The following is a 21198-nucleotide window of genomic DNA, read 5'->3' on the forward strand; positions in this document are numbered from 1 at the left end:
CGAGGTTCTGTCCACCATGTCTGCGTCCGTCCGTCCGGCGCTCCGTCCCGCCCGCTCTGCGGCTTCCCGCCTTGCCGTCTCGGCTTTCGCCGCCGGAGCCCTTGCCGCCGGAGCCCTTGCCGCGCCTCCCGCCGTCGCAGCCGATCCGGCCAAGGCGGCCGAGGCGGCCCGCGCGGCCGCGCTCTCGGTGACGGTGGTGAAGCCCCGGCCCGATACCCTGACCGACACGCTGCTCGTCACCGGCTCCATCAAGCCGCGCGAGGAGATCGAGGTGGGGCCGGAGATCGAGGGCTATCGCCTCATGGAGATTCTGGTGGAGGCCGGCGACCGGGTCCAGAAGGGCCAGGTGCTCGCCCGCCTGTCGCGCGACGTGCTGGAGACCCAGCTCGCCCAGAACACCGCCTCCGCCGCCAAGGCCCGCGCCGCCATCGCCCAGCAGCAGGCCGCCCTTGACCAGGCCATCGCGCAGGAGACCGAGGCCAATTCGGCGGTGGAGCGCACCCGCCAGCTCAGCAAGACCGGCACCTCCTCTCAGGAGCAGCTGGAGCAGCGCGAGCGCGCGGCCAAGGTCGCCACCGCCCAGGTCGCCGCCGCCCGCGAGACGCTGATCGCCGCCCAGGCGGAAGCGGTGTTCGTGAAGGCGCAGCGCGACGAGCTGGACGTGAAGCTGAAGCGCACCGACGTGCGCGCCCCCGCCTCCGGCCTCGTGCTGTCGCGCGAGGCGAAGCTTGGCGCCATCGCCTTGTCCACCCGCGCCGCGCCGTTGTTCCGCATCGCCGAGGACGGCGCCATGGACCTCGACGCCGACGTGCCCGAAGGCGCCATGCCGCGCATGAAGGACGGGCTTTCCGTCCAGGTCGTGCCGGCCGGCTTCGACGAGCCCATCGGCGGCAAGGTGCGCCTCGTTTCCGCCGAGGTGGACCGCGCCTCGCGCCTCGGCAAGGTGAAGATCGCCTTGCCCGACGACCCGCGCCTGAAGTCCGGCGCCTATGGCCGCGCGGTGATCGCGCTCGGCGAGGTGAAGGGTCTCAGCCTGCCCCAGTCCGCCGTCATGTTCGATGCGGAGGGCGCCTATGTGCTCACCGTCACCGACGGCATCGTCGGCATCCAGCGCGTCACCCCCGGCCTCAAGAAGGATGGGCGCATCCTCGTCACCGAGGGGCTCTCCCCCGAAGCGGACGTGGTGGCGCGGGCCGGCAGCTTCCTGCGGGACGGCGACCGGGTGACACCGGTGCGCGCGCCGCTCTCCCTCGGCGAGGCGCGCTGATGGCTCTCAACGTCTCCGCCTGGGCTATCCGCAAGCCCGTCCCCGCCCTCGTCTTCTTCTTCATCCTGACGGCGCTCGGCATCGTGCATTTCCGGGAACTCCCGGTGACGCAGATGCCGAACATCGACCTGCCCATCGTCATGGTCACCGTCACCCAGTCCGGCGCCGCGCCGAGCGAGCTGGAGACGCAGGTGACGAAGAAGGTGGAGAACGCCATCGCCGGCATCTCCGGCGTCAAGCACATCACCTCCTCCATCAGCGAGGGGGCGAGCGTCACGCTGGTGGAATTCCATCTGGAAACGCTGGTGGACCGCGCCGTGAACGACACGCGCGACGCCATCACCAAGATCCGTATGGACCTGCCACGCTCCATCGACGAGCCGCAGATCCAGCGCATCGACATCGAAGGCCTGCCCATCGTCACCTACGCGGTCTCCGCGCCCAACATGACGACGGAGCAGGTGAGCTGGTTCATCGACGACACCCTCGCCCGCGCCCTGCAGGGCGTGCGCGGCGTGGCCCAGGTGAAGCGGCAGGGCGGCGTGGACCGCGAGATCCGCATCGCGCTCGATCCCGACCGGCTCATGTCGCTCGGCATCACCGCCGCCGAGGTGAGCCGCCAGTTGCGTGCCACCAATCTCGATGTCTCCGGCGGCCGGGGCGAGGTGGGCACGCAGGAGCAGCCCATCCGCACACTCGCCGGCGCCTCCTCCGTGGAAGCGCTCGCCGACACCCGCATCGTGCTCTCCAATGGCCGCTCGGTGCGCCTCGGCGAACTTGGCACCGTGGTGGATGGCGCGGCCGAGCAACGCGTGTTCGCCCGCCTCGACGGCAAGAGCGTGGTGGCCTTTGGCGTCTACCGCGCCAAGGGCTTCTCGGACGTGACGGTCTATGACCGCGTGACCGAAGAGCTTGACAAGCTGCGCGCTGCCCATCCCGACGTCACCGTCACCGAGATCGACACCACGGTCCGCTTCACCAAGTCGGACTATGAAAGCGCCATGCACACGCTGATCGAGGGCGCGATCCTCGCGGTCATCGTGGTGTTCCTGTTCCTGCGCGACATCCGCGCGACCCTCATCACCGCCCTCGCCATCCCCTTGTCCATCCTGCCCACCTTCTGGGTCATGGACATGCTGGGCTTCTCGCTGAACGCGGTGAGCCTGCTCGCAATCACCCTCGTCACCGGCATCCTGGTGGACGACGCCATCGTGGAGATCGAGAACATCGTCCGCCACATGCGCATGGGCAAATCGCCCTATCGCGCGGCCATCGAGGCGGCGGACGAGATCGGCCTCGCGGTGGTGGCGACCACCCTCACCATCGCCGCGGTATTCGCGCCCGTGTCCTTCATGGGCGGCATCGCGGGCCAGTATTTCAAGCAGTTCGGCCTGACGGTCGCCATCGCCGTGCTGTTCTCGCTGGCCGTGGCCCGGCTCATCACGCCACTGGTGGCGGCCTATTTCATGAAGGACACCGGCCACCGCGAAGGCCGGGACGGCGCCGTCATGCGCGGCTACGTGCGCCTGCTCGGCTGGTCGGTGAAGCACCGCTTCGCCACCATCGGCATGGGCATCGCCATCTTCGCCGGCTCCATCTGGCTCTCGACCCTGCTGCCCTCGGGCTTCCTGCCCACCAACGACATCTCGCGCGCCCTCCTCTCGGTGGAACTGCCGCCCGGCAGCACGCTGGCGGAGACGCAGAAGGTGTCGGACGAGATCGCCCGCGCGGCGCTCAGCCTGCCCGAGGTGAAGAGTGTCTACGCCACCGCCGGCTCAGGCGGCTCCGGCGGCCTCGCGCTGTCCTCCGGCGAGGTGCGCAAGGCGCAGATCGTCATCAACCTGAAGCCGCGCAGCGCGCGCAAGATCGACCAGAAGACCTTCGAGACCCAATTCTCGAAGACGCTGGCCACGATGCCCGACCTGCGCGTCTCCTGGAGCCAGAACGGACAGAACACCCAGCGCGGCTTCGAGGTCATCCTCTCCGGCAGCGACGGCGCGGCGGTGGCCGAGGCCGCGGTGGCGGTGGAGAAGGCGGTGCGCGCCGACGTGCCGGAACTCGCCAACGTGGTTTCCTCCGCCGCCCTCGACCGGCCGGAGATCCGCATCGTGCCCAAGCTCGACGAGGCGGCCGAACTGGGCGTCTCGGTGGACACCATCGCCGAGACGGTGCGCATCGCCACCATCGGCGACATCTCCGCCAACCTCGCCAAGTTCTCCGCCAAGGACCGGCAGATCGACATCCGCGTGCAGCTCGCCGAGAACGCGCGAACCCGGCTGTCCACCTTCGATGCGCTGAAGGTGCCCACCGCCTCCGGCGGCGCGGTGCCGCTTTCCGCCGTGGCGGACGTCCAGTTCGGCAAGGGACCGACCGCCCTCGACCGCTACGACCGCGCCCGCCGCGTGGCGGTGGAGGCGGACCTCGTGGGCGATACGCCTTTGGGCGACGCCCTCGCCAAGGTGAAGGCCCTGCCCGCGGCGCAGAACCTGCCCGCCGGCGTGACGCTGAAGGAGGCCGGCGACGCGGAGATCATGGCCGAGGTGTTCTCCGGCTTCGCCATGGCCATGGCGGCGGGCCTGATGCTGGTGCTGGCGGTGCTGGTGCTGCTGTTCCACGACATCCTGCAGCCCATCACCATCCTCGTCTCGCTGCCGCTCAGCGTCGGCGGCGCCTTCATCGCGCTGCTCATCACCGGCAACTCGGTGTCCATGCCCGTGGTCATCGGCTTCCTGATGCTGATGGGCATCGTGACCAAGAACGCCATCCTGCTGGTGGATTTCGCCATCGAGTCCATGCACCAGGGCGTCGACCGCTTCACCTCCCTCATCGAGGCCGGCCGCAAGCGGGCGCAGCCCATCGTGATGACCACCATCGCCATGGTGGCCGGCATGTTGCCCTCGGCGCTGGCGCTGGGCGAAGGCGGCGCCTTCCGCGCACCCATGGCCATCGCGGTCATCGGCGGCCTCATCACCTCCACCGTGCTGTCGCTGGTGTTCGTGCCGGCGGTGTTCACGGTGATGGACGATCTGAGCCACTTCCTCGGCCGCATCTTCGGCCGCTTCATCGGCGGCAAGGACGAGCCGGACGGCCGCGACCTGCCTCCGGCCCTGCACCATCCGGCCGGCGAGTAGCCAGCCTTCATCCGCCCATCCAGCGGCCCTCCCCTCCTTCCGGACGGGAGGGCCGCTTGACTCGCGGCTCTATCTGTACCATTCAGTACATTATTGACTGATTGGTACAGGAGAGACCCATGGCCCGCCCGCCGCTGCCGCCCTTCACCGTCGAGACCGCCGCGCAGAAGGTGCGCATGGCGGAGGATGCCTGGAACACCCGCGACCCGGAGCGCGTCTCCCTCGCCTACACGCCGGACAGCCGCTGGCGGAACCGCTCGGACTTCCTCGCCGGCCGCGCCGAGATCGTCACCTTCCTCACCGCCAAGTGGCGGCGGGAGCTGGACTATCGCCTCATCAAGGAGCTGTGGGGGCTGAACGACAACCGCATCGCGGTGCGCTTCCAGTATGAGTGGCATGATGCCGATGGCGCGTGGTACCGCTCCTATGGCAACGAGCAGTGGGAGTTCGACGCCGAGGGCCTGATGCGCCGGCGCGAAGCCTCCATCAACGATGTGGCGATCGCCGAAAGCGACCGCCGCTTCCTGTGGCCCCTCGGCCCGCGTCCGGCGGACCATCCGGGCCTCACCGAACTGGGGATGTGATGGCACGAACGGTGGCCGAGCGCGCGGACATCCTGCCCCTGCTGGGCGAGGTGTTCCGCGAGCACGGATACGAGGGGGCGAGCCTCGCCCACATCACCGCCCGCACCGGGCTCGGCAAGGGCAGCCTCTATCACTTCTTCCCCGGCGGGAAGGAGGAGATGGCGGCCGCCGTGCTCCGGGAGATCGACGGCTGGTTCGAGGCCAACGTCTACGCCCCCCTGCGCGCGGACGAAGACCCGGCCGCCGCCGTGCGGGACATGCTGGCGCGCACCGATGCCTATTTCCGCTCCGGCCGGCGGGTGTGCCTCGTGGGCGTGTTCGCCCTCGGCGAGGTGCGGGATCGGTTCGGTGAAGCGGTCGCATCCTACTTCGCCCGCTGGCGCGATGCCCTCGCCGCCGCCCTCGCCCACGCCGGCCTGCCTTCCGCTGAAGCGGACGACCGGGCGGAGGAGGCGGTGCTCGCCATCCAGGGCGCGCTGGTGCTGGCCCGCGCGCTGAATGATCCCGCCGTGTTCGGCCGGGCGCTGGAGCGGCTGGGCCGGCGGCTGCTGGACGGGCTATAATCCGACCAATATAATCAACTTTATTCAGACTTGACGCGTTCGATAAACCGAACGATATTGCCGCCATGTTCGCCCCGGAACGGATGGGCCCTGCCATGATGATGTGTCGCTGACAGCCGCTGGAGCGGCGTGAAACCGCCGAATGCCGCGCCAAGCGCGGCCCAGTCCCGGTTGCGCCGACACCCATCCTTTCCCAAGCCGCCTGTTCCCTCCCCCTACCGCCGCTTAACTGCGCCGGGCGAAGGACCGGATTGACGAACAGCCGGTGATGCCGGAGCCTTTCATGAACGCCCCCCTGACTTTGGCGGCCGCCGTGCCCACCCTCCCCGAACCGTCCGTTTCGCCTGTCGTTTCTCCCGCCGCCATCCCGGCTCCCGCGCGCTCCATCATCCGCTTCGAGCGGGTGGCGAAGACCTTTCCGGCGCGCCGCGGCCATGCGGCGGTGCACGCCCTCTCCGACATCACGCTGGACGTGCCGGAAGGCGCGATCCTCGGCGTCATCGGCCGGTCGGGGGCGGGCAAGTCCACGCTCATCCGCCTCGTCAACGGGCTGGAGAAGCCCACCGGCGGGCGCGTGCTGGTGGACGACGTGGACATCGGCGCCCTCGATGAGGCCGCGCTGCGCAAGGAGCGCCGCTCCATCGGCATGATCTTCCAGCACTTCAACCTGCTGGCGCGCCGCACCGCCTTCGACAATGTGGCCCTGCCGCTGGAGATCGCCGGCGTGCCGCGCGCCGAGATCAAGGCGCGGGTGGAGCCGCTGCTCGATCTCGTCGGCCTGTCCGACAAGCGCGACCGCTACCCCGCAGAACTTTCCGGCGGCCAGAAGCAGCGCGTCGGCATCGCCCGCGCGCTTGCCACCCGCCCCCGCGTGCTGCTCTCCGACGAGGCCACCTCCGCCCTCGATCCCGAAACCACCGAGCAGATCCTCGCGCTGCTGCGCCGGGTGAATGCGGAACTGAACCTCACCGTGCTGCTCATCACCCACGAGATGGCGGTCATCAAGGCGGTGGCCGACAAGGTGGCGGTGATCGACGGCGGTCGCATCGTGGAGGACGGCGCCACCTACGAGGTGTTCGCCCGCCCGCGCCATTCCACCACCCGCTCCTTCCTCGCCGCGCTCACTGCCAAGAGCCTGCCGCGCCGCGTCGCCGAGCGCCTGTCCGCCGAGCCGCGCGAGGGACGCGACCAGGCCGTGCTGCGCATCGTCTTCACTGGCGAGCACGCACAGGACCCGGTGCTGTCGCGGGTGTCGCGCCTGCTCTCGGTGGACGTGAACATCATCCAGGCCCAGGTGGACGAAATCGCCGGCACGCCCTTCGGGGTCATCGTGGTCTCGGTGCCCGGCGACGCCCCCACCCTGAGCGCCGTCATCAATGCCGTGGAGCGGCTCAACCTGACGGCGGAGGTCCTCGGCTATGTTTGACATCACCTTCGGCCTGCTGCCGCCCACCATCGTCGACCTCATCATCGACGCCACCCAGCAGACGCTCTACATGGTGGCCGTCTCCGGCGCGCTCGGCACGCTCATCGGCCTGCCGCTGGGCGTGTTCCTCGCCACCAGCCGGGCGGGCGAGCTGTTCGCCGCGCCGTGGCTCAACCAGACCCTCGGCCTCGTGGTGAATGCGGCGCGCTCCACGCCCTTCATCATCCTGGTCGTCGCCATCATCCCCTTCACCCGCCTCGTGGCGGGCACCTCCATCGGCACCAGCGCGGCCATCGTGCCGCTGACCGTGGCGGCGGCGCCCTTCATCGCGCGCCTCATCGAGGCGGCCATCCGCGAGGTGGACCAGGGGCTGGTGGAGGCGGCGCGGGCCATGGGCGCGAGCCCCATCCAGATCGTCGCCAAGGTACTGCTGCCGGAGGCGCTGCCCGCCATCACGCTGGCCCTCACCCTCGCCGCCGTGTCGCTGCTCGGCTACTCGGCCATGGTGGGCGCGGTGGGCGGCGGCGGCCTTGGCGACCTCGGCATCCGCTTCGGCTACCAGCGCTTCATGCCCGAGGTGATGGCGGCGGTGGTGATCGTGCTCATTCTCCTCGTGCAGGCGGTGCAGACGCTCGGCGATCTCCTCGCCCGCCGCCTCGACAAGCGCAGCCGCGGCTGAGCCCCGGCGCGCAATCCTTTCCAATTCAGATGGAGGTTTCCATGAAGGCCCTGGCGCTGGCGCTTGCCGCCGGCATTTCCCTCGTCGCGTTTTCCGCCGCCGCCGAGACCATCAAGGTCGGCGTCACCCCCGGCCCGCACGCCCAGATCCTGGAGAAGGTGAAGGAAGAGGCGGCCAAGAAGGGGCTCGACATCAAGGTAATCGAGTTCTCCGACTATGTCGTGCCCAATGCCGCTTTGTCGTCCGGCGACATCGAGGCCAATTCCTTCCAGCACCAGCCCTATCTCGACAACCAGATCGCCGATCGCGGCTACAAGATCGTCTCCGTGGGCACCACGGTGAACTTTCCCATCGGAATCTATTCCACCAAGTACAAGACCTTCGCGGACATCCCCGCGGGTTCCTCCATCGGCATTCCCAACGATCCCACCAACGGCGGCCGCGTGCTGCTGCTGCTCGCCGACAAGGGCATCATCAAGCTCAAGGACGGCGTTGGCGTGAAGGCGTCCGTGATCGACGTGGTGGAGAACCCGAAGAAGCTGAAGTTCGTGGAGATCGACGCGGCGCAATTGCCCCGCTCCCTCCCCGACCTCGCGGCGGCGGGCATCAACACCAATTACGCCAAGGAGGCCGGCCTCGACCCGGTGAAGGACCCCATCCTGCGCGAGGATCCCAAGGGGCCGTATGTGAACGTCATCGCCGTGCGCGCGCAGGACAAGGACAAGCCGTGGGTGAAGACCTTCGTCGAGACCTACCAGTCGCCGCAAACGCGCACGTTCATCCTTGAGACCTTCAAGGGCGCGGTTCTGCCGAGCTGGTGACGGTACGCGCCCCTCCGCCCGGTCATCCCCCGGCTTGTCCGGGGGATCCACCTCGCCGCGCGTCCTGCGCTCGCCGGTCCTAGATCCCTCCAACGGCACCGTGGATCGCCCGTACAAGGCGGGCGATGACAGAACGGGAAAGGCGCGCGTGAGTCTCGCCTCTCTTCGCTCCGGCGCCGCGCGGGCCTTTACTTCACCGCAACGATGAAGAAGCGGGGGAAGGCGAGGAGCACCTTGCCGTCCACCCGCGGCAGATAGGAATCCGCGAGGCGGGCGGCGTATTCCTCCAGGAATTGCGTGCGTTCGTCGCCCTCCAGCGGATCGATGAAGGGCCGCAGGCCCGTGCCCTTCACCCATTCCACGATGGCCGGGATGCCGTCGAGCGGGTGGTTGTAGATGGTGTGCCACACGTCCACCGCCGCCGCGTGGGGCTTCAGCATGTCGTAATAGGCGCCGGGCTCGGGCAGAACGGCGCGGGCGCGGGTGGCAGCGTGGAGCGTGTCCGCCCAGGGGCCGGACATGGCGGTCTCGCGCATGGCCACATGGGACGGCTCCTCCAGATTGTCCGGCATCTGCACCGCCAGCACGCCGCCGGGTGCCAGCAGGGACATGAGCCGCGGCAGCAGCGCCGCGTGGTCCGGCACCCATTGCAGTACGGCATTGGCGTAGATCAGGTCCGCCGGCTTCGGCAGGGTGAAGGTGGAGGCGTCGGCGAGATCGAAGGCGACGCCGGGCAGGCGGGCGCGGGCGGCCTCCAGCATGGCCGGCGAGGTGTCGAGGCCGAGGAGTTCCGCGCGGGGGAAGCGCTGCGCGAGGATTTCGGTGGAATTGCCGGGTCCGCACCCCAGATCCACCACGAACGCCGCATCATCAAGCGGCACCGCCGCGAGGAGATCGCGCGCCGGGCGGGTGCGCTGGTCCTCGAACTTCAGATACTGGCTGGCGTTCCAGTCGGCGGACATCAGCGACTCCCGGCGCGAGGGACTGAGGCGCCACGGCGCGGCGCCGCAAGGAATATCCCTGCTTATACCAGCTTCGCCGCTGGGGCGACGGGCATGGCGCAGTTCTCTGCGGGCGGCGGCGCGCGCCGCGGGAGCGGGACAGTCGGGGCGTGAAAAATATCGGGTGCGGACGGCGAGATCTCGACGGCGAAAGCCGGAGGAAAGGCGCCCAAGGCGCTCTGGATGGAATGCCCGCAGAGCATGCGCCGGAAAGGTCGGGCCGCAGCGGAACGCAATGGCCGTCCCGGACCCCAAAAAAACGCCACGGCGCGCGGAGGGCGCCGTGGCGAAGTGGTCAGGCCGCAGCCGAGACGTCGGTGGGAACCGACGCAATGGTCTTCAGGATCTGGGAGGCGATCTGGTAGGGGTCGCCCATGGAGTTCGGGCGGCGATCCTCGAGATAGCCCTTGTAGTCGTTCTTCACGAAGGAGTGGGGGACGCGGATGGACGCGCCACGGTCCGCGACGCCGTAGGAGAACTTGTTCCACGGCGCGGTCTCATGCTTGCCGGTGAGGCGCATGTGGTTGTCCGGGCCATAGACGGCGATGTGGTCGTCGAGGTTGGCCTCGAAAGCCGCCATCAGGTTCTCGAAATACGCCTTGCCACCCACTTCACGCATGTAGGACGTGGAGAAGTTGGCGTGCATGCCCGAGCCGTTCCAGTCGGTGTCGCCGAGCGGCTTGCAGTGGAACTCGATGTCCACGCCATACTTCTCGGTGAGACGCAGGAGCAGGTAGCGGGCCATCCACACTTCGTCGGCGGCCTTCTTGGAGCCCTTGCCGAACACCTGGAATTCCCACTGGCCCTTCGCGACTTCCGCGTTGATGCCCTCGTGGTTGATCCCGGCGGCGAGGCAGAGGTCGAGATGCTCCTCGACGATGGTGCGGGCGACATCGCCCACGTTCTTGAAGCCGACGCCCGTGTAATAGGGGCCCTGCGGCGCGGGATAGCCGGCCTCGGGGAAGCCGAGCGGACGGCCGTTCTTGTAGAAGAAGTATTCCTGCTCGAAGCCGAACCAGGCGCCGGCATCATCGAGGATGGTGGCGCGCTTGTTGGTGGGGTGCGGGGTGACGCCATCCGGCATCATCACTTCGCACATCACCAGGGCGCCGTTGGTGCGGGCCGGGTCGGGATAGATGGCGACCGGCTTCAGCACGCAGTCCGAGCTGCGGCCCTCGGCCTGCTGGGTGGACGAACCGTCGAAGCCCCAGAGCGGCAGCTCTTCGAGGCTCGGGAACACGTCATATTCCTTGATCTGGGTCTTGCCCCGGAGATTGGGAACCGGGGTGTAGCCGTCGAGCCAGATATACTCGAGCTTAAACTTTGGCATTGCAGTCTCTCTGAGCCGATGACGTGAAATTCGGAACTTTGCTTCTCGAACTCTTTGTTTCAGGAACTCTTTGAAGCGTCCGGCCGTGAAGGATCCACCGGCCGCGGGGGCCGGCGCTTATCTAGCAATCCGCGTGCCAGCCGGGATCCCGTAGCCGGACAAGGGCTTTCTGCACGCGTCCGCTGCGTAAGCCGCTCATCGATGCATCATGAATCGGCCGAAGCGTTAGGCGCACAGCCCAAGACCTGTGCATCTGCCGATCACCGACCTTGCGCCGGGGTATAATCGGCAGAAGCGCGGGAACAAAACCGCGGCACCCACGCTTAGGAAGAGGCACCACGCTGCACTGCGAAAGACGCGCGCGGGCCATGCAGCAAACGCCCAAATAAATCGGCGGACTGATGTCAATTTAGTTGTGCCTAAAATTTAGGCATTAAACTAAAATTTGCCCGTATTGATGTATATGTACGGGGCAAATCATGTTATGAAGTCTGCAAGTGATGGCGCCTAGGAGGCTCATCGGACAGGAGACCGGAGTGATGACTGCGAACCACGAGCGCGAGACGGCGAAAATCTATGTCTTCCCAGTGAAGAATGGCGCGAAGAACGGCATGCCCGCCAAAGAGGCGAAATGGGCCGCCGAGATCGCCGCCATGGGAGCCGCGCAGGCCGTGATCGGAAGCAGCTGGTATCACGAAGAGGCGGTAAAGGCCGCCGACCTCCCCAACCGTCGCTGATCCGCGCCGGGGGAGCGGGGCGCCTCGCCGCCTCGCCCGCGCTGGACCGCTTCTTGCGTGAGCCCTGCCCGAGACCTTTTCGGGTAGGACTTGCGACAATGGCCCTCGACCTCAAGACAGACTGGACGAACGCGGAGCTTGCTGCCCTCATCGGCTCCGTGGTCGATGACCGCGACTGGCGACTGGAAGTGAGCAAGGACGGCATCGCCACCCTCGCCGACAAGACCGCCAATCCCACCGGCGCGGACTATGACGAGGGCCTCCACGGCTTCTTCGAGACCTGGATGGCCGGCACCGATTTCGTCGGCCCCTCCGCAGCTGGCGACAAGGATCTGGTGGGCAAGATCGCCACCGCGCTGCGCGCCAACTACCCCGCCCTCAAGGCCGACAAGTTCATCTACGTGGCGCTGTAGCCGCGCGGCCTGCCCTGCTGGCAAGGGTCCCGCGCACGGCGCGCGGGACAGGGCCTCCAGAGCGCTTTCCCCTTTTTCCCAAACCCTTTAGGCTGGCCCGGCCGGTTTCCGCCGGATCGCCTCATGCGGTCACGCGCCATTCGAGATGAGTCGCGCGGGCCGCCCTGAGCGGGGTCTCGGCAGAGCAGACGAAGAGCCGCCAAGCGGCCGGTTTGGGGGAGAGGCGCGTGGGAAGCGGCAGGCTGCGTTACGATCACGATTCTCACCCGCCGCTCGCGGTGCTTTTGGGCTCCGTGGCCCAGCACATGGGCCTGATGGCGGTGACGCTGGTGTTCCCGCTGCTGGTGGCGCAGGCGGCCGGCGCCGATGCCGAGATGCAGCGGCGCTATCTGGACCTCGCCATGCTGGCCATGGGGGTGGCGACCCTGTTCCAATGCTGGGGCCGGCCACTTCTGTTCCTGCCCCGAGTCGGCTGCGGCTATCTCCTGCCCGCCGTCTTCACCGCCGCCTATCTGCCCGCCGCCCTCTTTACCGCCCGCGCGGGCGGGCTGGAGGCGGTGGCGGGCATGACGATTGCGGCCGGGCTCGCCGAGGTGCTGTTCAGCCGGATCATGCACCGCGTGCGCCCCTTCCTGCCCGTCGAGATCGTCGGGCTGGTGGTGATGCTCATCGGCATCATCCTCGGCATCGTCGCCATCAAGCTGATGGTGGGCTACAGCCAGTCCATGGCCAGCGTCACCCTCACCGGCAGCGGCGGCGCGGCAGCCGGCCTCGTGGTGATGATCGCCCTCGCCGCCTGGGGCAGCCCGCCGTGGCGCGCCATGGCGGTGCTGGTGGGGCTCGCCGTGGGCACGGCGGTGCATTTCGCCCTCGGCATCGGCGCACCGCTGCCGCAGGTGAGCGTGAAGCCCATGCTGGAGCTCATCCGCTGGCCGATCGTGGTGCCGAGCTTCAGCATCGGGCTGCTGCCCGGCTTCCTCGCCGGGGCGCTCGCCTGCATCCTGCGCAGCTTCGGCGACATGGTGGCGAGCCAGCGCGCCAATGATCCCAATTGGCGCCGGCCGGATTATGCCAACATCGAGGCCGGCGTGATGGCCGACGGCCTGGGCACCCTGTGCGCCGGGCTCATCGGCACCATGGGCCTCAATACCTATTCGGCCAGTGTGGGCCTCTCCGTCGCCACCGAGGTGAAGGCGCGCCGGGTGGGGCTCGGCGTCGGCATCGGCTGGATCGCGCTCGCCTTCATCCCCGGCTCCTCGGTGGCGGTGATGGCGATCCCCCGTCCGGTGCTCGGGGCGGCGCTGCTGTTCGCCTCCGCCTTCATCGTGTTGTCGGGCATCTCCATCCTCGGCCAACGGCTGCTGGATGCGCGCCGCACCATCGTGGTGGGCCTCGGCTTCCTCATCGGCATTTCCTTCGACGAGATTCCGGATTTCTACGCGCGGGCGCTTTCCGAGACGGTGCACGAGATCGTCACCTCGTCGCTGGTGCTGGGGCTGTTCACAGCGCTCGCGCTCAATGCCCTGTTCCGCATCGGCGCGGTGAAGAGCCGCCGCCTCGTCTGGTCTCCGGCGGAGGGGCATGCCGTTCTTCGCCAGTTCCTCATGGACAGCGCCGCCGCCGATGGCGCGCGCACCGACGAGGTGGGGCGCATCGCCCAGATCGCGGAGGAATTCGCCACCGCCGCCCCGTCTCTGGTGGAGGGACCGGTGGAGGTGACGACGCGGTTCGACGAGTTCGTGCTGGACGTGTCCTTCACCTGGGCCGGACGCGCACTTCAGCCGGGGCCGAAGCCGACATTCGATGTCGGCGCGGATGAGGAGGCGATGCTCAATGGCGTCACCTTCCTCCTCATCACCCGTCTGTCCGACCGCACCCACCGCCGCACGCTGCCGGACGGGCGGCAGGAATTGCGCTGCGAAGTGGACCAGTAGCGCAGCCCTGCATGGCGGGGTCCGAGCGCCAGTGGTATGCCTGCTGAATTCCGATCGCGCGACCCAGGGGCAGGACCATTGGGGGCAAGACCGTTGGGGGCAGGACCATGCCGATCTTCCACACCAACGGCCGGACCCGGGCCGCGCGCCGCACTGGGCCGGGCCCCGCCGGCCTCATGCTCGGCCTGCTCCTCCTCCAGGTGGGAACCGGATGGGCGGCGACAGCTCCGGAGGCAACCGATCCGAAGAAATTCCAGAGCTATCTCTATTCGGACGCCTACCGGGCCGCACTGGCCGCAGCCTGGAAGAAGGTGCCCCCCGTCTCGCTGCCCGCCTGCGCCTCTCTCACCGACGGCAACGTGTCGGTGACGCTGCAGCAGGATGTAGCCTTCGATGCCAAGGGCCTGCCGAAATCCGGCGCATGGTGGGGGCATTATCCCGTCTCGGGCTGCGGCGCGGAGCGGATCATCAACATCCTGTTCCGGGCCGAGCCGTCGGGCGTGCGCTTCCTCGTCACGCTGCCGGGCCGCACCCGCGCCAATGTGGTGCTCCAGCGCGACGCGCTCACTTATGCCTTCATCGGCGCCGGCACCAAGGTGCGCGACTGCAAGGACATGGAGGTGGCGGATACCGCCTTCGACGGGTTCGGCCTTTCCTCCGGCGACAAGAAGGCGCCGGAGACCGGACCATGGCGCGAGACATGGACGGTCGCCGCCTGCGGCCGGATGCTGGCGGTTCCGCTGGAATTCATCCCGGACGCCACGGGCACCACCATCAACCAGAGGCCTGCCGAGGTGCGCGAGCTGAAGAAGTGAGACCTCAGCCGAATTCCCGCGCCGCCTCCTGAAGGAAGGCGTGGACATAGGGCGCGAAGGAGCGCCAGCACTCCACCCGGAAGTCGTCGCCGGTGCGCACCACCACCACCTCGGCCTTGCCCAGCAAGGTTCGGGTCGCCGAGCCCGGCGGGAAGGCGGTGTCGGAGAGGTCGAGCGCGATGCCGGCGTTCAGGATGTCCGCCGCATGCGGGCCAGAAACGGCGATCGCCGCATTCCGGTGCCCCACCGCCACCAGCGAGAAGAAGCGCCCGGCAAGATCGGCGTCGAGGGCCGCTTCCGCCGCCCTCCCCTCGCCCGCCGGACAGGCGAGCAGCCATTCGTCCGGCCCGATCCGGGCGGCAAAGCGCTCGGGCGTGCCGCGCACGCTGTTGAGCGGCCCCGTGAGGTCGAACCCGCCGGCAGCCACGCGCTCGCCCTTGAGGCGCAATGCGAAGCGGTCGGCGGACGGAAGCGCGCGCACGAAGCCGGTGGAGACAGGGGGAAGGACGGGGGCGCGAAAGGCCGTAACGGGGGACTCACGCATGGGTCGAACCTTCGATGCTGCCGTTCACGCGAATGCCTTCTGCATCGAAGAAGACGGGCGCCACCACTTTCACCGGCGTGAAGCCGCCGGGGGTTGTCGCGTGAAGCGTTTCGCCCAGTCGTGTTCTGCCCGCAGAAACGAGCGCGAGGGCGATCGGGTTCCCGACGGTCGGGCTGAAATAGGACGACGTGACGTGCCCCAGCATCTTCATCGGAACGGGCTGGGCGGTGTCGGCGACGATCTGCGCCCCTTCATCCAAGACCGTGCGGCCGTCGACGGAGAGGAGGCCGACCAGTTGCTTGCGATCCGCCCGCGCCATGTCCGGCCGGGCCAGCGAGCGCTTGCCGACGAAATCCTTCTTCACCTTGGAGACCATGCCGCCGAGGCCGAGGTCGTCCGCCGTCACGGTGCCGTCCGTCTCCTGCCCGACGATGATGAAGCCGCGCTCGGCGCGCAGCACATGCATCGTCTCGGTGCCATAGGGGGTGATTCCGAAGCGCTCGCCGTACTCGAACAGCACCTCCCACACGGCCCGCGTATAGTCCGCGGGCACATTGATCTCGAAGCCGAGCTCGCCGGTGAAGGACACGCGCATGAGCCGTGTCGGCACGCCGAGGATCTCCCCCTCGCGCACCGCCATGTGGGGGAAAGCTTCCGCCGACAGGTCGATGCTGGTCACGAAGGGCGCCAGCACGTCCCGCGCCCGCGGCCCCTGCACGGCGATGACGCCCCACTCCTCGGTGATGGAGGTGAGGAAGACGTCGAGGTCCGGCCACTCGGTCTGGAGATAATCCTCCATGTGCGCCAGCACGCGGGGCGCGCCGCCGGTGGAGGTGGTGACGTGGAAGCGGTCGGGGGCCATGCGGGCGACGATGCCGTCGTCGAGGATGAAGCCGTCTTCCTTCAGCATCAGGCCGTAGCGGCACTTGCCGGGTTCAAGCTTCGTCCAGGCGTTGGGATAGATGCGGTTCATGAATTCGGCCGCATCCGGCCCCACCACCTCGATCTTGCCGAGCGTCGAGGCATCGAGCAGGCCGACGCCATTGCGCACCGCGCGGCATTCGCGCGCCACCGCCGCGTGGATGTCTTCCCCCGCCTTGGGGAAGTACCAGGCGCGGCGCCACAAGGCGACGTTCTCGAACTTGGCGCCCTGCTCCACCGCCCAGTCGTGCAGCGGCGCGATGCGGATGGGGTCGAAGGTCTCGCCCCGCGCCGTGCCGACGATGGCGCCGAAGGTGACGGGCGTGTAGGGCGGGCGGAAGGTGGTGGTGCCCACCTGCGGGATGTCCTTCGCCAGGATCTCCGAAACGAGGCCGAGGGCGGCCATGTTGGAGGTCTTGCCCTGGTCGGTGGCCATGCCGTTGGTGGTGTAGCGCTTCACATGCTCGACGCTCTCGAACCCCTCGCGCACGGCAAGGCCGATGTCCTTGGCGGTCACGTCGTTCTGGAAATCGAGGAAGGCGCGCACCTTCTTGGGGTCCGCATCGGTGGGCAGCACCCGCGCGGGCCTGAAGCCGGTGGGCGTGGCGGGCGCCGCCGCGAAGGCGCGGGCGGAAGGCACGCCGGCCGCGTCCGCGCCGGCCGCCCACCCCTCGGCGAGGATGGCGGCAAGGTCATAGGTGCCCTTGCACGCGCCGGCCGAGCGCTCCGCCTGCACGGATGTGCTCGGCACGAAGGCGTCGATCTCGGTGCGGAAGACGAGCTTGCCGCGCGACTGGGAGAAGAGATGCACGGCCGGCGTCCAGCCGCCGGACATGCCCACGCAATCACACGGCAGCGTCCGACGCGCGCCGACGCGCCCGCCCGACAGCGGTGCCACGATGAGCCCCGTCACCGCCTTGCCGCCGGTGGAGCCGACCACCGTATGCCCGGCGAGTATCTCGATGCCGGAGGCGAGCCCCCGCTCGGGGCCGATCTCCGCCTCGGGGCGCAGGTCCACGATCGTCACGTCCAGCCCCACCGCCTTTGCATCGGCCGCGGCGCGATAGGCGGAGGCGCCGTTGGTTGCGAAGACGATGCGGCGGCCCGGCGCGACGGCGTAGCGGTTCACATAGGTGCGCACGCTTTCGGCCAGCAGGATGCCCGGCCGGTCATTGTCGGCGAAGGCAAGCGGGCGCTCGTGGGCGCCGGTGGCGAGCACCACCTCCTTCGCCCGCACCTGCCACAGCCGCTCGCGCGGGAGCTTGGGGTCGGGGGCGGCGAGGTGGTCCGTCACGCGCTCGGTGAGGACCACGTGGTTGTGGTTGTAATAGCCGAAGGCCGTGGTGCGGGGGAGCAGCGTCACGTTCGCCCGTCCCGCCAGCATCGTCAGCGCATCCGCGACGAAGGCCGACGGGCTCTTGCCATCGATGGTGGAGATGGCATCGGCCAGCAGACCGCCGCCCATCTCCGCCTGCTCGTCGGCGAGGATCACCCGTTTGCCCGTCTCCGACGCCGCCAGCGCCGCGGCGAGGCCGGCCGGGCCGGCACCGACGACCAGCACGTCGCAATGGGCATTGCGATGGACGTAGCGGTCGGCATCCGGCACGTCGGGCGCGACGCCGAGGCCGGCGGCGGCGCGGATGGCGGGCTCATAGAGCTTGTCCCAGAAGGAGCGCGGCCACATGAAGGTCTTGTAGTAGAAGCCGGCCGTCAGCACCGGCGCGACGAGATCGTTCACCTGCCCGATGTCGTGCTCCAGCGACGGCCAATGGTTTTGCGAGGACACCTTGAGCCCCGCGACCGCCTCCACCACCGTCGCCCGGTTGTTGGGATCGGCTCGGCCAGGGCCGCGATCCACGCGGAAGAGGGCGTTGGGCTCGTCCGCGCCATGGGTCAGCACCCCGCGCGGACGGTGATATTTGAACGAGCGGCCCACCAGCCTGATGCCGTTGGCCAGCAGCGCCGAGGCGAGCGTGTCGCCCTGATAGCCTTCGACGGTGCGACCGTTGAAGGTGAAGGCGACGGGCTTCGCGCGGTCGATCCGGCCCCGGCCGGGAAGGCGGAAATCCTGCGCCATCAGCGGCCTCCCCCGATGTCGGGACGCGGCTGGCCCATCTCGTAGGTGGTGATGAAGGCGTCGCTCACCGTGTTGCGCAAGGCATTGAACCAGCGGCCGCAGCCGTGGGCGTGCAGCCAGCGCTCGGCGTGGACGCCCTTGGGGCTGGTGCGGGCGAAGAGGTATTCGGCCCAGGCGGCGTCATCGAGGGCGGCGGGATCGGCGGGACGGGCGATGTGCGCCTCGCCGCCGCAGCGGAATTCCACCTCGGGGCGCGGGCCGCAATAGGGACAGGGAACGAGCAGCATGGGCCTATCTCAATGCGCCACCGCTGCCGCCGCCGCCTCGTCGATGAGGCGGCCGGTGCGGAAGCGGTCGAGGGTGAAGGGGGCGTTGATGGGGTGGGGCTCGTCGCGGGCGATGGTATAAGCGAACACATGGGCCGAGCCCGGCGTCGCCTTGAAGCCGCCCGTGCCCCAGCCGCAATTCACATAGAGGCCCTTCACCGGCGTCTTGCCGATGATGGGCGAGCGGTCCGGCGTCACGTCGACGATACCGCCCCAGTTGCGCAGCATCTTCATGCGCGTGAACTCGGGGAACAGCTCGCAGATGGCATCCAGCGTGTGGGTGGTGATGTGGAGGCCACCCTGCTGGCTGTAGGAGACGTATTGGTCCGTGCCCGCGCCGATGACGAGTTCGCCCTTGTCGGACTGTGAGATGTAGGCGTGCACCGCGTTGGACATCAGCACGCAGGGAAAGCACGGCTTCACCGGCTCGGACACCAGCGCCTGCAGCGGGAAGCTCTCCAGCGGCATCCGCACCCCGGCCATGGCCATGACCATGGAGGTATGCCCCGCCGCCGAGACGCCGATCTTCTTCGCCCCGATCGGCCCGCGCGTGGTCTCGACCCCGGTCACCGCCCCGTCCGGCCCGCGATTGATGGCTGTGACCTCGCAATTCTGGATGATGTCGACACCGAGCGCGTCCGCGCCACGGGCATAGCCCCACACCACCGCATCATGCCGCGCCGTGCCGCCGCGCCGCTGAAGGGCCGCGCCGAGCACCGGATAGCGGATGTCGGGCGAGATGTTCAGCGGCGGGCAGAAGGCCTTCGCCTCGTCCCGCGTCAGCCATTCATTGTCGATGCCGTTGAGGCGGTTGGCATAGACGTGGCGCTTGAAGCTCTGCACGTCGTGCTGGTTATGGGCCAGCATCAGAACGCCGCGCTGGGAGAACATGACGTTGTAGTTCAGCTCCTGCGAGAGCCCTTCCCACAGCTTCACCGCGTGCTCGTATAGAGCGGCGCTCTCGTCGAACAGGTAGTTGGAGCGGATGATGGTGGTGTTGCGGCCGGAATTGCCGCCGCCGATCCAGCCCTTCTCCAACACCGCGATGTTGCGGAGGCCATGCTCCTTGGCGAGGTAATAGGCGGCGCCGAGCCCGTGGCTGCCCCCGCCGATGATGAGGGCATCATAGGCCGGCTTGGGCGCCGGGTTGCGCCACTGGCGGCTCCAGCCCTGATGGGCGTTCAGCGCCTCGGCGAGGAGGGTGGGTAGCGAGAAGCGGCGCATCGGTGTCCCTGGTGGGTATCCGGGGTGATCCCTGTTCGCCCGCGACAATGCGCCCGGCCGGGGTCACGCTCTCGTGGGAATGCGACAGCGATCTGGAACAAAGACGACACACCGCTCGCTCTTCCGCACTGTTTGCCACGGCGACGTCTGCTCCTCCGGCTCCGGCGCGGCCGGCCATAAGGTGGCGCCATGCCTGAAAAATGAACGCAAGATAAGGTGTGACGCGGAAGCCGCGGCGCTATAAGGAGCCGACGAGGCGATCCCCCTGCACCGATGCCGGATGGAGCGCGAGCACCTGTCACGGCCCTGCCCGTGGCCGAACCTGAGAGTCGAGCGCGAGCAAGAGATGAGCACGAGCCGAGATGCGTCCTTCCTCGATGCCGCCCGCCGGGAGCCGCCCGCGTCTGTCTCCGCCGCCCGCGCGCGCCAGCCGGTGATGGACCGCGCCGGGCTCGCCCGCGCCTTCGACGACCTCTCCGTCTACATGAATGCCTGCATCCTCGGGCAGCCGGCCTTCGTCGAGCTGCTGCTGATCGCCGTTCTGGCGGACGGCCACCTGCTGGTGGAAGGCGCGCCCGGCCTTGCCAAGACCAAGGCCATCAAGGCGCTGGCCCATGCCATCGACCTCACCGACCAGCGCATCCAGTTCACGCCGGACCTTCTGCCCTCCGACCTTACCGGCACCGACATCTACCGCCCTGAAGACGGCAGCTTCCAGTTCCAGGAAGGGCCGGTGTTCCACAACTTCATCCTCGCCGACGAGATCAACCGCGCCCCCGCCAAGGTGCAGTCGGCGCTGCTGGAGGCCATGGCCGAGCGTCAGGTGACGGTGGGGCGCACCACCCGTCGGCTGCCCCCCCTGTTCATGGTGATGGCGACCCAGAACCCCATCGAGCAGGAAGGCACCTATCCCCTGCCCGAGGCGCAGCTCGACCGCTTCCTGCTGCATGTGCGCATCGATTTCCCGGACATCGACGCCGAGCGCGAGATCCTGCGCCTCGTGCGCGGCGAGGCGCGGGGCGAGGCGCCCGACTTCGGCCAGCCGCTGCCGCAGGAGGTGGTCTTCGCCGCCCGGCGCGAGGTGCTGGCCGTCCACATGGCGGAGCAGGTGGAGGAATATCTGCTCCAGTTGGTGCAGGCGACGCGCCGTCCCGAGCTCTACGGCGCGGACCTTCAGGGCCTCGTCGGCTTCGGCGCCAGCCCGCGCGGCACCATCGCCCTCGACCGCTGCGCCCGCGCCCATGCGTGGCGGCGCAAGCGCGACTACGTGATCCCCGAGGACGTGCAGGCCATCGCCAAGGCGGTCTTGCGCCACCGCGTGCTCATGACCTTCGAGGCCGAGGCCGACGGCGTGACCAGCGACGACTTCATCGACCTGCTGCTGGCCCGGGTGCCGGTGGGCTGA

General features: G+C 68.6%; 18 protein-coding genes. 12 read left to right on the forward strand and 6 right to left on the reverse strand.

The annotated features are described in order from the left end of the window. The first annotated feature begins 16 nt into the window (after positions 1–16). The 7 genes from V5F63_RS17170 (at position 17) to V5F63_RS17200 (ending at position 8471) form a co-directional block, all read left to right on the forward strand. Positions 17–1267 (forward strand): efflux RND transporter periplasmic adaptor subunit, encoded by a 1251-nt coding sequence (locus V5F63_RS17170; protein WP_394028036.1) that lies wholly within the window; start codon positions 17–19, stop codon positions 1265–1267. Further along, the gene (locus tag V5F63_RS17175) at positions 1267–4398 is read left to right on the forward strand and encodes an efflux RND transporter permease subunit (RefSeq protein ID WP_394100785.1); all 3132 of its coding nucleotides are present in this window, start codon (positions 1267–1269) and stop codon (positions 4396–4398) included. The genes V5F63_RS17170 and V5F63_RS17175 overlap by 1 nt, the downstream gene beginning before the upstream one ends. 119 nt (positions 4399–4517) lie before the next feature. Then, positions 4518–4982: a nuclear transport factor 2 family protein gene (locus tag V5F63_RS17180; protein ID WP_394100784.1), complete on the forward strand. Its 465-nt coding sequence runs from the start codon at positions 4518–4520 to the stop codon at positions 4980–4982. Beyond that, positions 4982–5545, forward strand: a complete 564-nt coding sequence (locus tag V5F63_RS17185) for a TetR/AcrR family transcriptional regulator (protein WP_394100783.1) — start codon at positions 4982–4984, stop codon at positions 5543–5545. The genes V5F63_RS17180 and V5F63_RS17185 overlap by 1 nt, the downstream gene beginning before the upstream one ends. A gap of 283 nt (positions 5546–5828) precedes the next feature. Next, complete coding sequence (locus V5F63_RS17190) at positions 5829–6971, forward strand: methionine ABC transporter ATP-binding protein (protein WP_209484298.1); 1143 nt, start codon at positions 5829–5831, stop codon at positions 6969–6971. Then, a complete protein-coding gene (locus tag V5F63_RS17195) occupies positions 6964–7650 on the forward strand; it encodes a methionine ABC transporter permease (protein WP_371744954.1) in 687 nt (228 codons plus the stop codon). The genes V5F63_RS17190 and V5F63_RS17195 overlap by 8 nt, the downstream gene beginning before the upstream one ends. 29 nt (positions 7651–7679) lie before the next feature. Further along, on the forward strand, positions 7680–8471 hold the full coding sequence (locus V5F63_RS17200) for a MetQ/NlpA family ABC transporter substrate-binding protein (protein ID WP_394028033.1): 792 nt from the start codon (positions 7680–7682) through the stop codon (positions 8469–8471). 188 nt (positions 8472–8659) lie between these two features. Here the strand turns inward: V5F63_RS17200 and tam are convergent, their stop codons facing one another. Both tam and V5F63_RS17210 read right to left on the reverse strand, forming a co-directional pair. Then, positions 8660–9433: a trans-aconitate 2-methyltransferase gene (gene tam / locus V5F63_RS17205; protein ID WP_394100782.1), complete on the reverse strand. Its 774-nt coding sequence runs from the start codon at positions 9431–9433 to the stop codon at positions 8660–8662. Positions 9434–9767: 334 nt separating this feature from the next. Continuing rightward, positions 9768–10802, reverse strand: a complete 1035-nt coding sequence (locus V5F63_RS17210; protein ID WP_209484304.1) for a glutamine synthetase beta-grasp domain-containing protein — start codon at positions 10800–10802, stop codon at positions 9768–9770. A 539-nt stretch (positions 10803–11341) separates the two neighbouring features. Between V5F63_RS17210 and V5F63_RS17215 the strand changes: the two genes are divergently transcribed. From V5F63_RS17215 to V5F63_RS17230, 4 genes are all read left to right on the forward strand, one after another. Further along, a complete protein-coding gene (locus tag V5F63_RS17215; protein WP_209484306.1) occupies positions 11342–11539 on the forward strand; it encodes a DUF2735 domain-containing protein in 198 nt (65 codons plus the stop codon). 98 nt (positions 11540–11637) lie between these two features. Next, positions 11638–11952, forward strand: coding sequence for a hypothetical protein (locus V5F63_RS17220; protein ID WP_209484308.1), 315 nt, complete (start codon positions 11638–11640; stop codon positions 11950–11952). 227 nt (positions 11953–12179) lie between these two features. Continuing rightward, the gene (locus V5F63_RS17225) at positions 12180–13886 is read left to right on the forward strand and encodes a uracil-xanthine permease family protein (protein WP_394100781.1); all 1707 of its coding nucleotides are present in this window, start codon (positions 12180–12182) and stop codon (positions 13884–13886) included. A 107-nt stretch (positions 13887–13993) separates the two neighbouring features. After that, entirely contained in the window at positions 13994–14701 is a 708-nt protein-coding gene (locus V5F63_RS17230) for a hypothetical protein (protein ID WP_394100780.1), read from the forward strand. 4 nt (positions 14702–14705) lie between these two features. Here the strand turns inward: V5F63_RS17230 and V5F63_RS17235 are convergent, their stop codons facing one another. From V5F63_RS17235 to V5F63_RS17250, 4 genes are read right to left on the reverse strand one after another with little or no spacing between them, the layout of a single operon-like run. Next, positions 14706–15245, reverse strand: a complete 540-nt coding sequence (locus V5F63_RS17235) for a sarcosine oxidase subunit gamma (RefSeq protein WP_394100779.1) — start codon at positions 15243–15245, stop codon at positions 14706–14708. Beyond that, positions 15238–18243: a sarcosine oxidase subunit alpha family protein gene (locus V5F63_RS17240; protein ID WP_394100778.1), complete on the reverse strand. Its 3006-nt coding sequence runs from the start codon at positions 18241–18243 to the stop codon at positions 15238–15240. Before V5F63_RS17240 ends, V5F63_RS17235 begins: the two co-directional genes overlap by 8 nt. After that, positions 18243–18530 (reverse strand): sarcosine oxidase subunit delta, encoded by a 288-nt coding sequence (locus V5F63_RS17245; protein ID WP_209484316.1) that lies wholly within the window; start codon positions 18528–18530, stop codon positions 18243–18245. The genes V5F63_RS17240 and V5F63_RS17245 overlap by 1 nt, the downstream gene beginning before the upstream one ends. A 9-nt stretch (positions 18531–18539) precedes the next feature. Further along, a complete protein-coding gene (locus V5F63_RS17250; protein ID WP_394100777.1) occupies positions 18540–19793 on the reverse strand; it encodes a sarcosine oxidase subunit beta family protein in 1254 nt (417 codons plus the stop codon). A gap of 436 nt (positions 19794–20229) precedes the next feature. On the opposite strand from V5F63_RS17250, the gene V5F63_RS17255 reads away from it, so the two are divergent. Then, on the forward strand, positions 20230–21198 hold the full coding sequence (locus tag V5F63_RS17255; RefSeq protein ID WP_209489835.1) for an AAA family ATPase: 969 nt from the start codon (positions 20230–20232) through the stop codon (positions 21196–21198).

It is taken from the genome of Xanthobacter wiegelii (assembly GCF_043193855.2).
In the GTDB taxonomy this organism is placed as follows: Bacteria; Pseudomonadota; Alphaproteobacteria; order Rhizobiales; family Xanthobacteraceae; genus Xanthobacter; species Xanthobacter flavus_A.

Coding starts and splice junctions, on each gene's coding strand:
- V5F63_RS17170 (WP_394028036.1), top strand. CDS start 17: ATGTCTGCGTCCGTCCGTCCGGCGCTCCGTCCCGCCCGCTCTGCGGCT.
- V5F63_RS17175 (WP_394100785.1), top strand. CDS start 1,267: ATGGCTCTCAACGTCTCCGCCTGGGCTATCCGCAAGCCCGTCCCCGCC.
- V5F63_RS17180 (WP_394100784.1), top strand. CDS start 4,518: ATGGCCCGCCCGCCGCTGCCGCCCTTCACCGTCGAGACCGCCGCGCAG.
- V5F63_RS17185 (WP_394100783.1), top strand. CDS start 4,982: ATGGCACGAACGGTGGCCGAGCGCGCGGACATCCTGCCCCTGCTGGGC.
- V5F63_RS17190 (WP_209484298.1), top strand. CDS start 5,829: ATGAACGCCCCCCTGACTTTGGCGGCCGCCGTGCCCACCCTCCCCGAA.
- V5F63_RS17195 (WP_371744954.1), top strand. CDS start 6,964: ATGTTTGACATCACCTTCGGCCTGCTGCCGCCCACCATCGTCGACCTC.
- V5F63_RS17200 (WP_394028033.1), top strand. CDS start 7,680: ATGGAGGTTTCCATGAAGGCCCTGGCGCTGGCGCTTGCCGCCGGCATT.
- tam (WP_394100782.1), bottom strand. CDS start 9,433: ATGTCCGCCGACTGGAACGCCAGCCAGTATCTGAAGTTCGAGGACCAG.
- V5F63_RS17210 (WP_209484304.1), bottom strand. CDS start 10,802: ATGCCAAAGTTTAAGCTCGAGTATATCTGGCTCGACGGCTACACCCCG.
- V5F63_RS17215 (WP_209484306.1), top strand. CDS start 11,342: ATGACTGCGAACCACGAGCGCGAGACGGCGAAAATCTATGTCTTCCCA.
- V5F63_RS17220 (WP_209484308.1), top strand. CDS start 11,638: ATGGCCCTCGACCTCAAGACAGACTGGACGAACGCGGAGCTTGCTGCC.
- V5F63_RS17230 (WP_394100780.1), top strand. CDS start 13,994: ATGCCGATCTTCCACACCAACGGCCGGACCCGGGCCGCGCGCCGCACT.
- V5F63_RS17235 (WP_394100779.1), bottom strand. CDS start 15,245: ATGCGTGAGTCCCCCGTTACGGCCTTTCGCGCCCCCGTCCTTCCCCCT.
- V5F63_RS17240 (WP_394100778.1), bottom strand. CDS start 18,243: ATGGCGCAGGATTTCCGCCTTCCCGGCCGGGGCCGGATCGACCGCGCG.
- V5F63_RS17245 (WP_209484316.1), bottom strand. CDS start 18,530: ATGCTGCTCGTTCCCTGTCCCTATTGCGGCCCGCGCCCCGAGGTGGAA.
- V5F63_RS17250 (WP_394100777.1), bottom strand. CDS start 19,793: ATGCGCCGCTTCTCGCTACCCACCCTCCTCGCCGAGGCGCTGAACGCC.
- V5F63_RS17255 (WP_209489835.1), top strand. CDS start 20,230: ATGGACCGCGCCGGGCTCGCCCGCGCCTTCGACGACCTCTCCGTCTAC.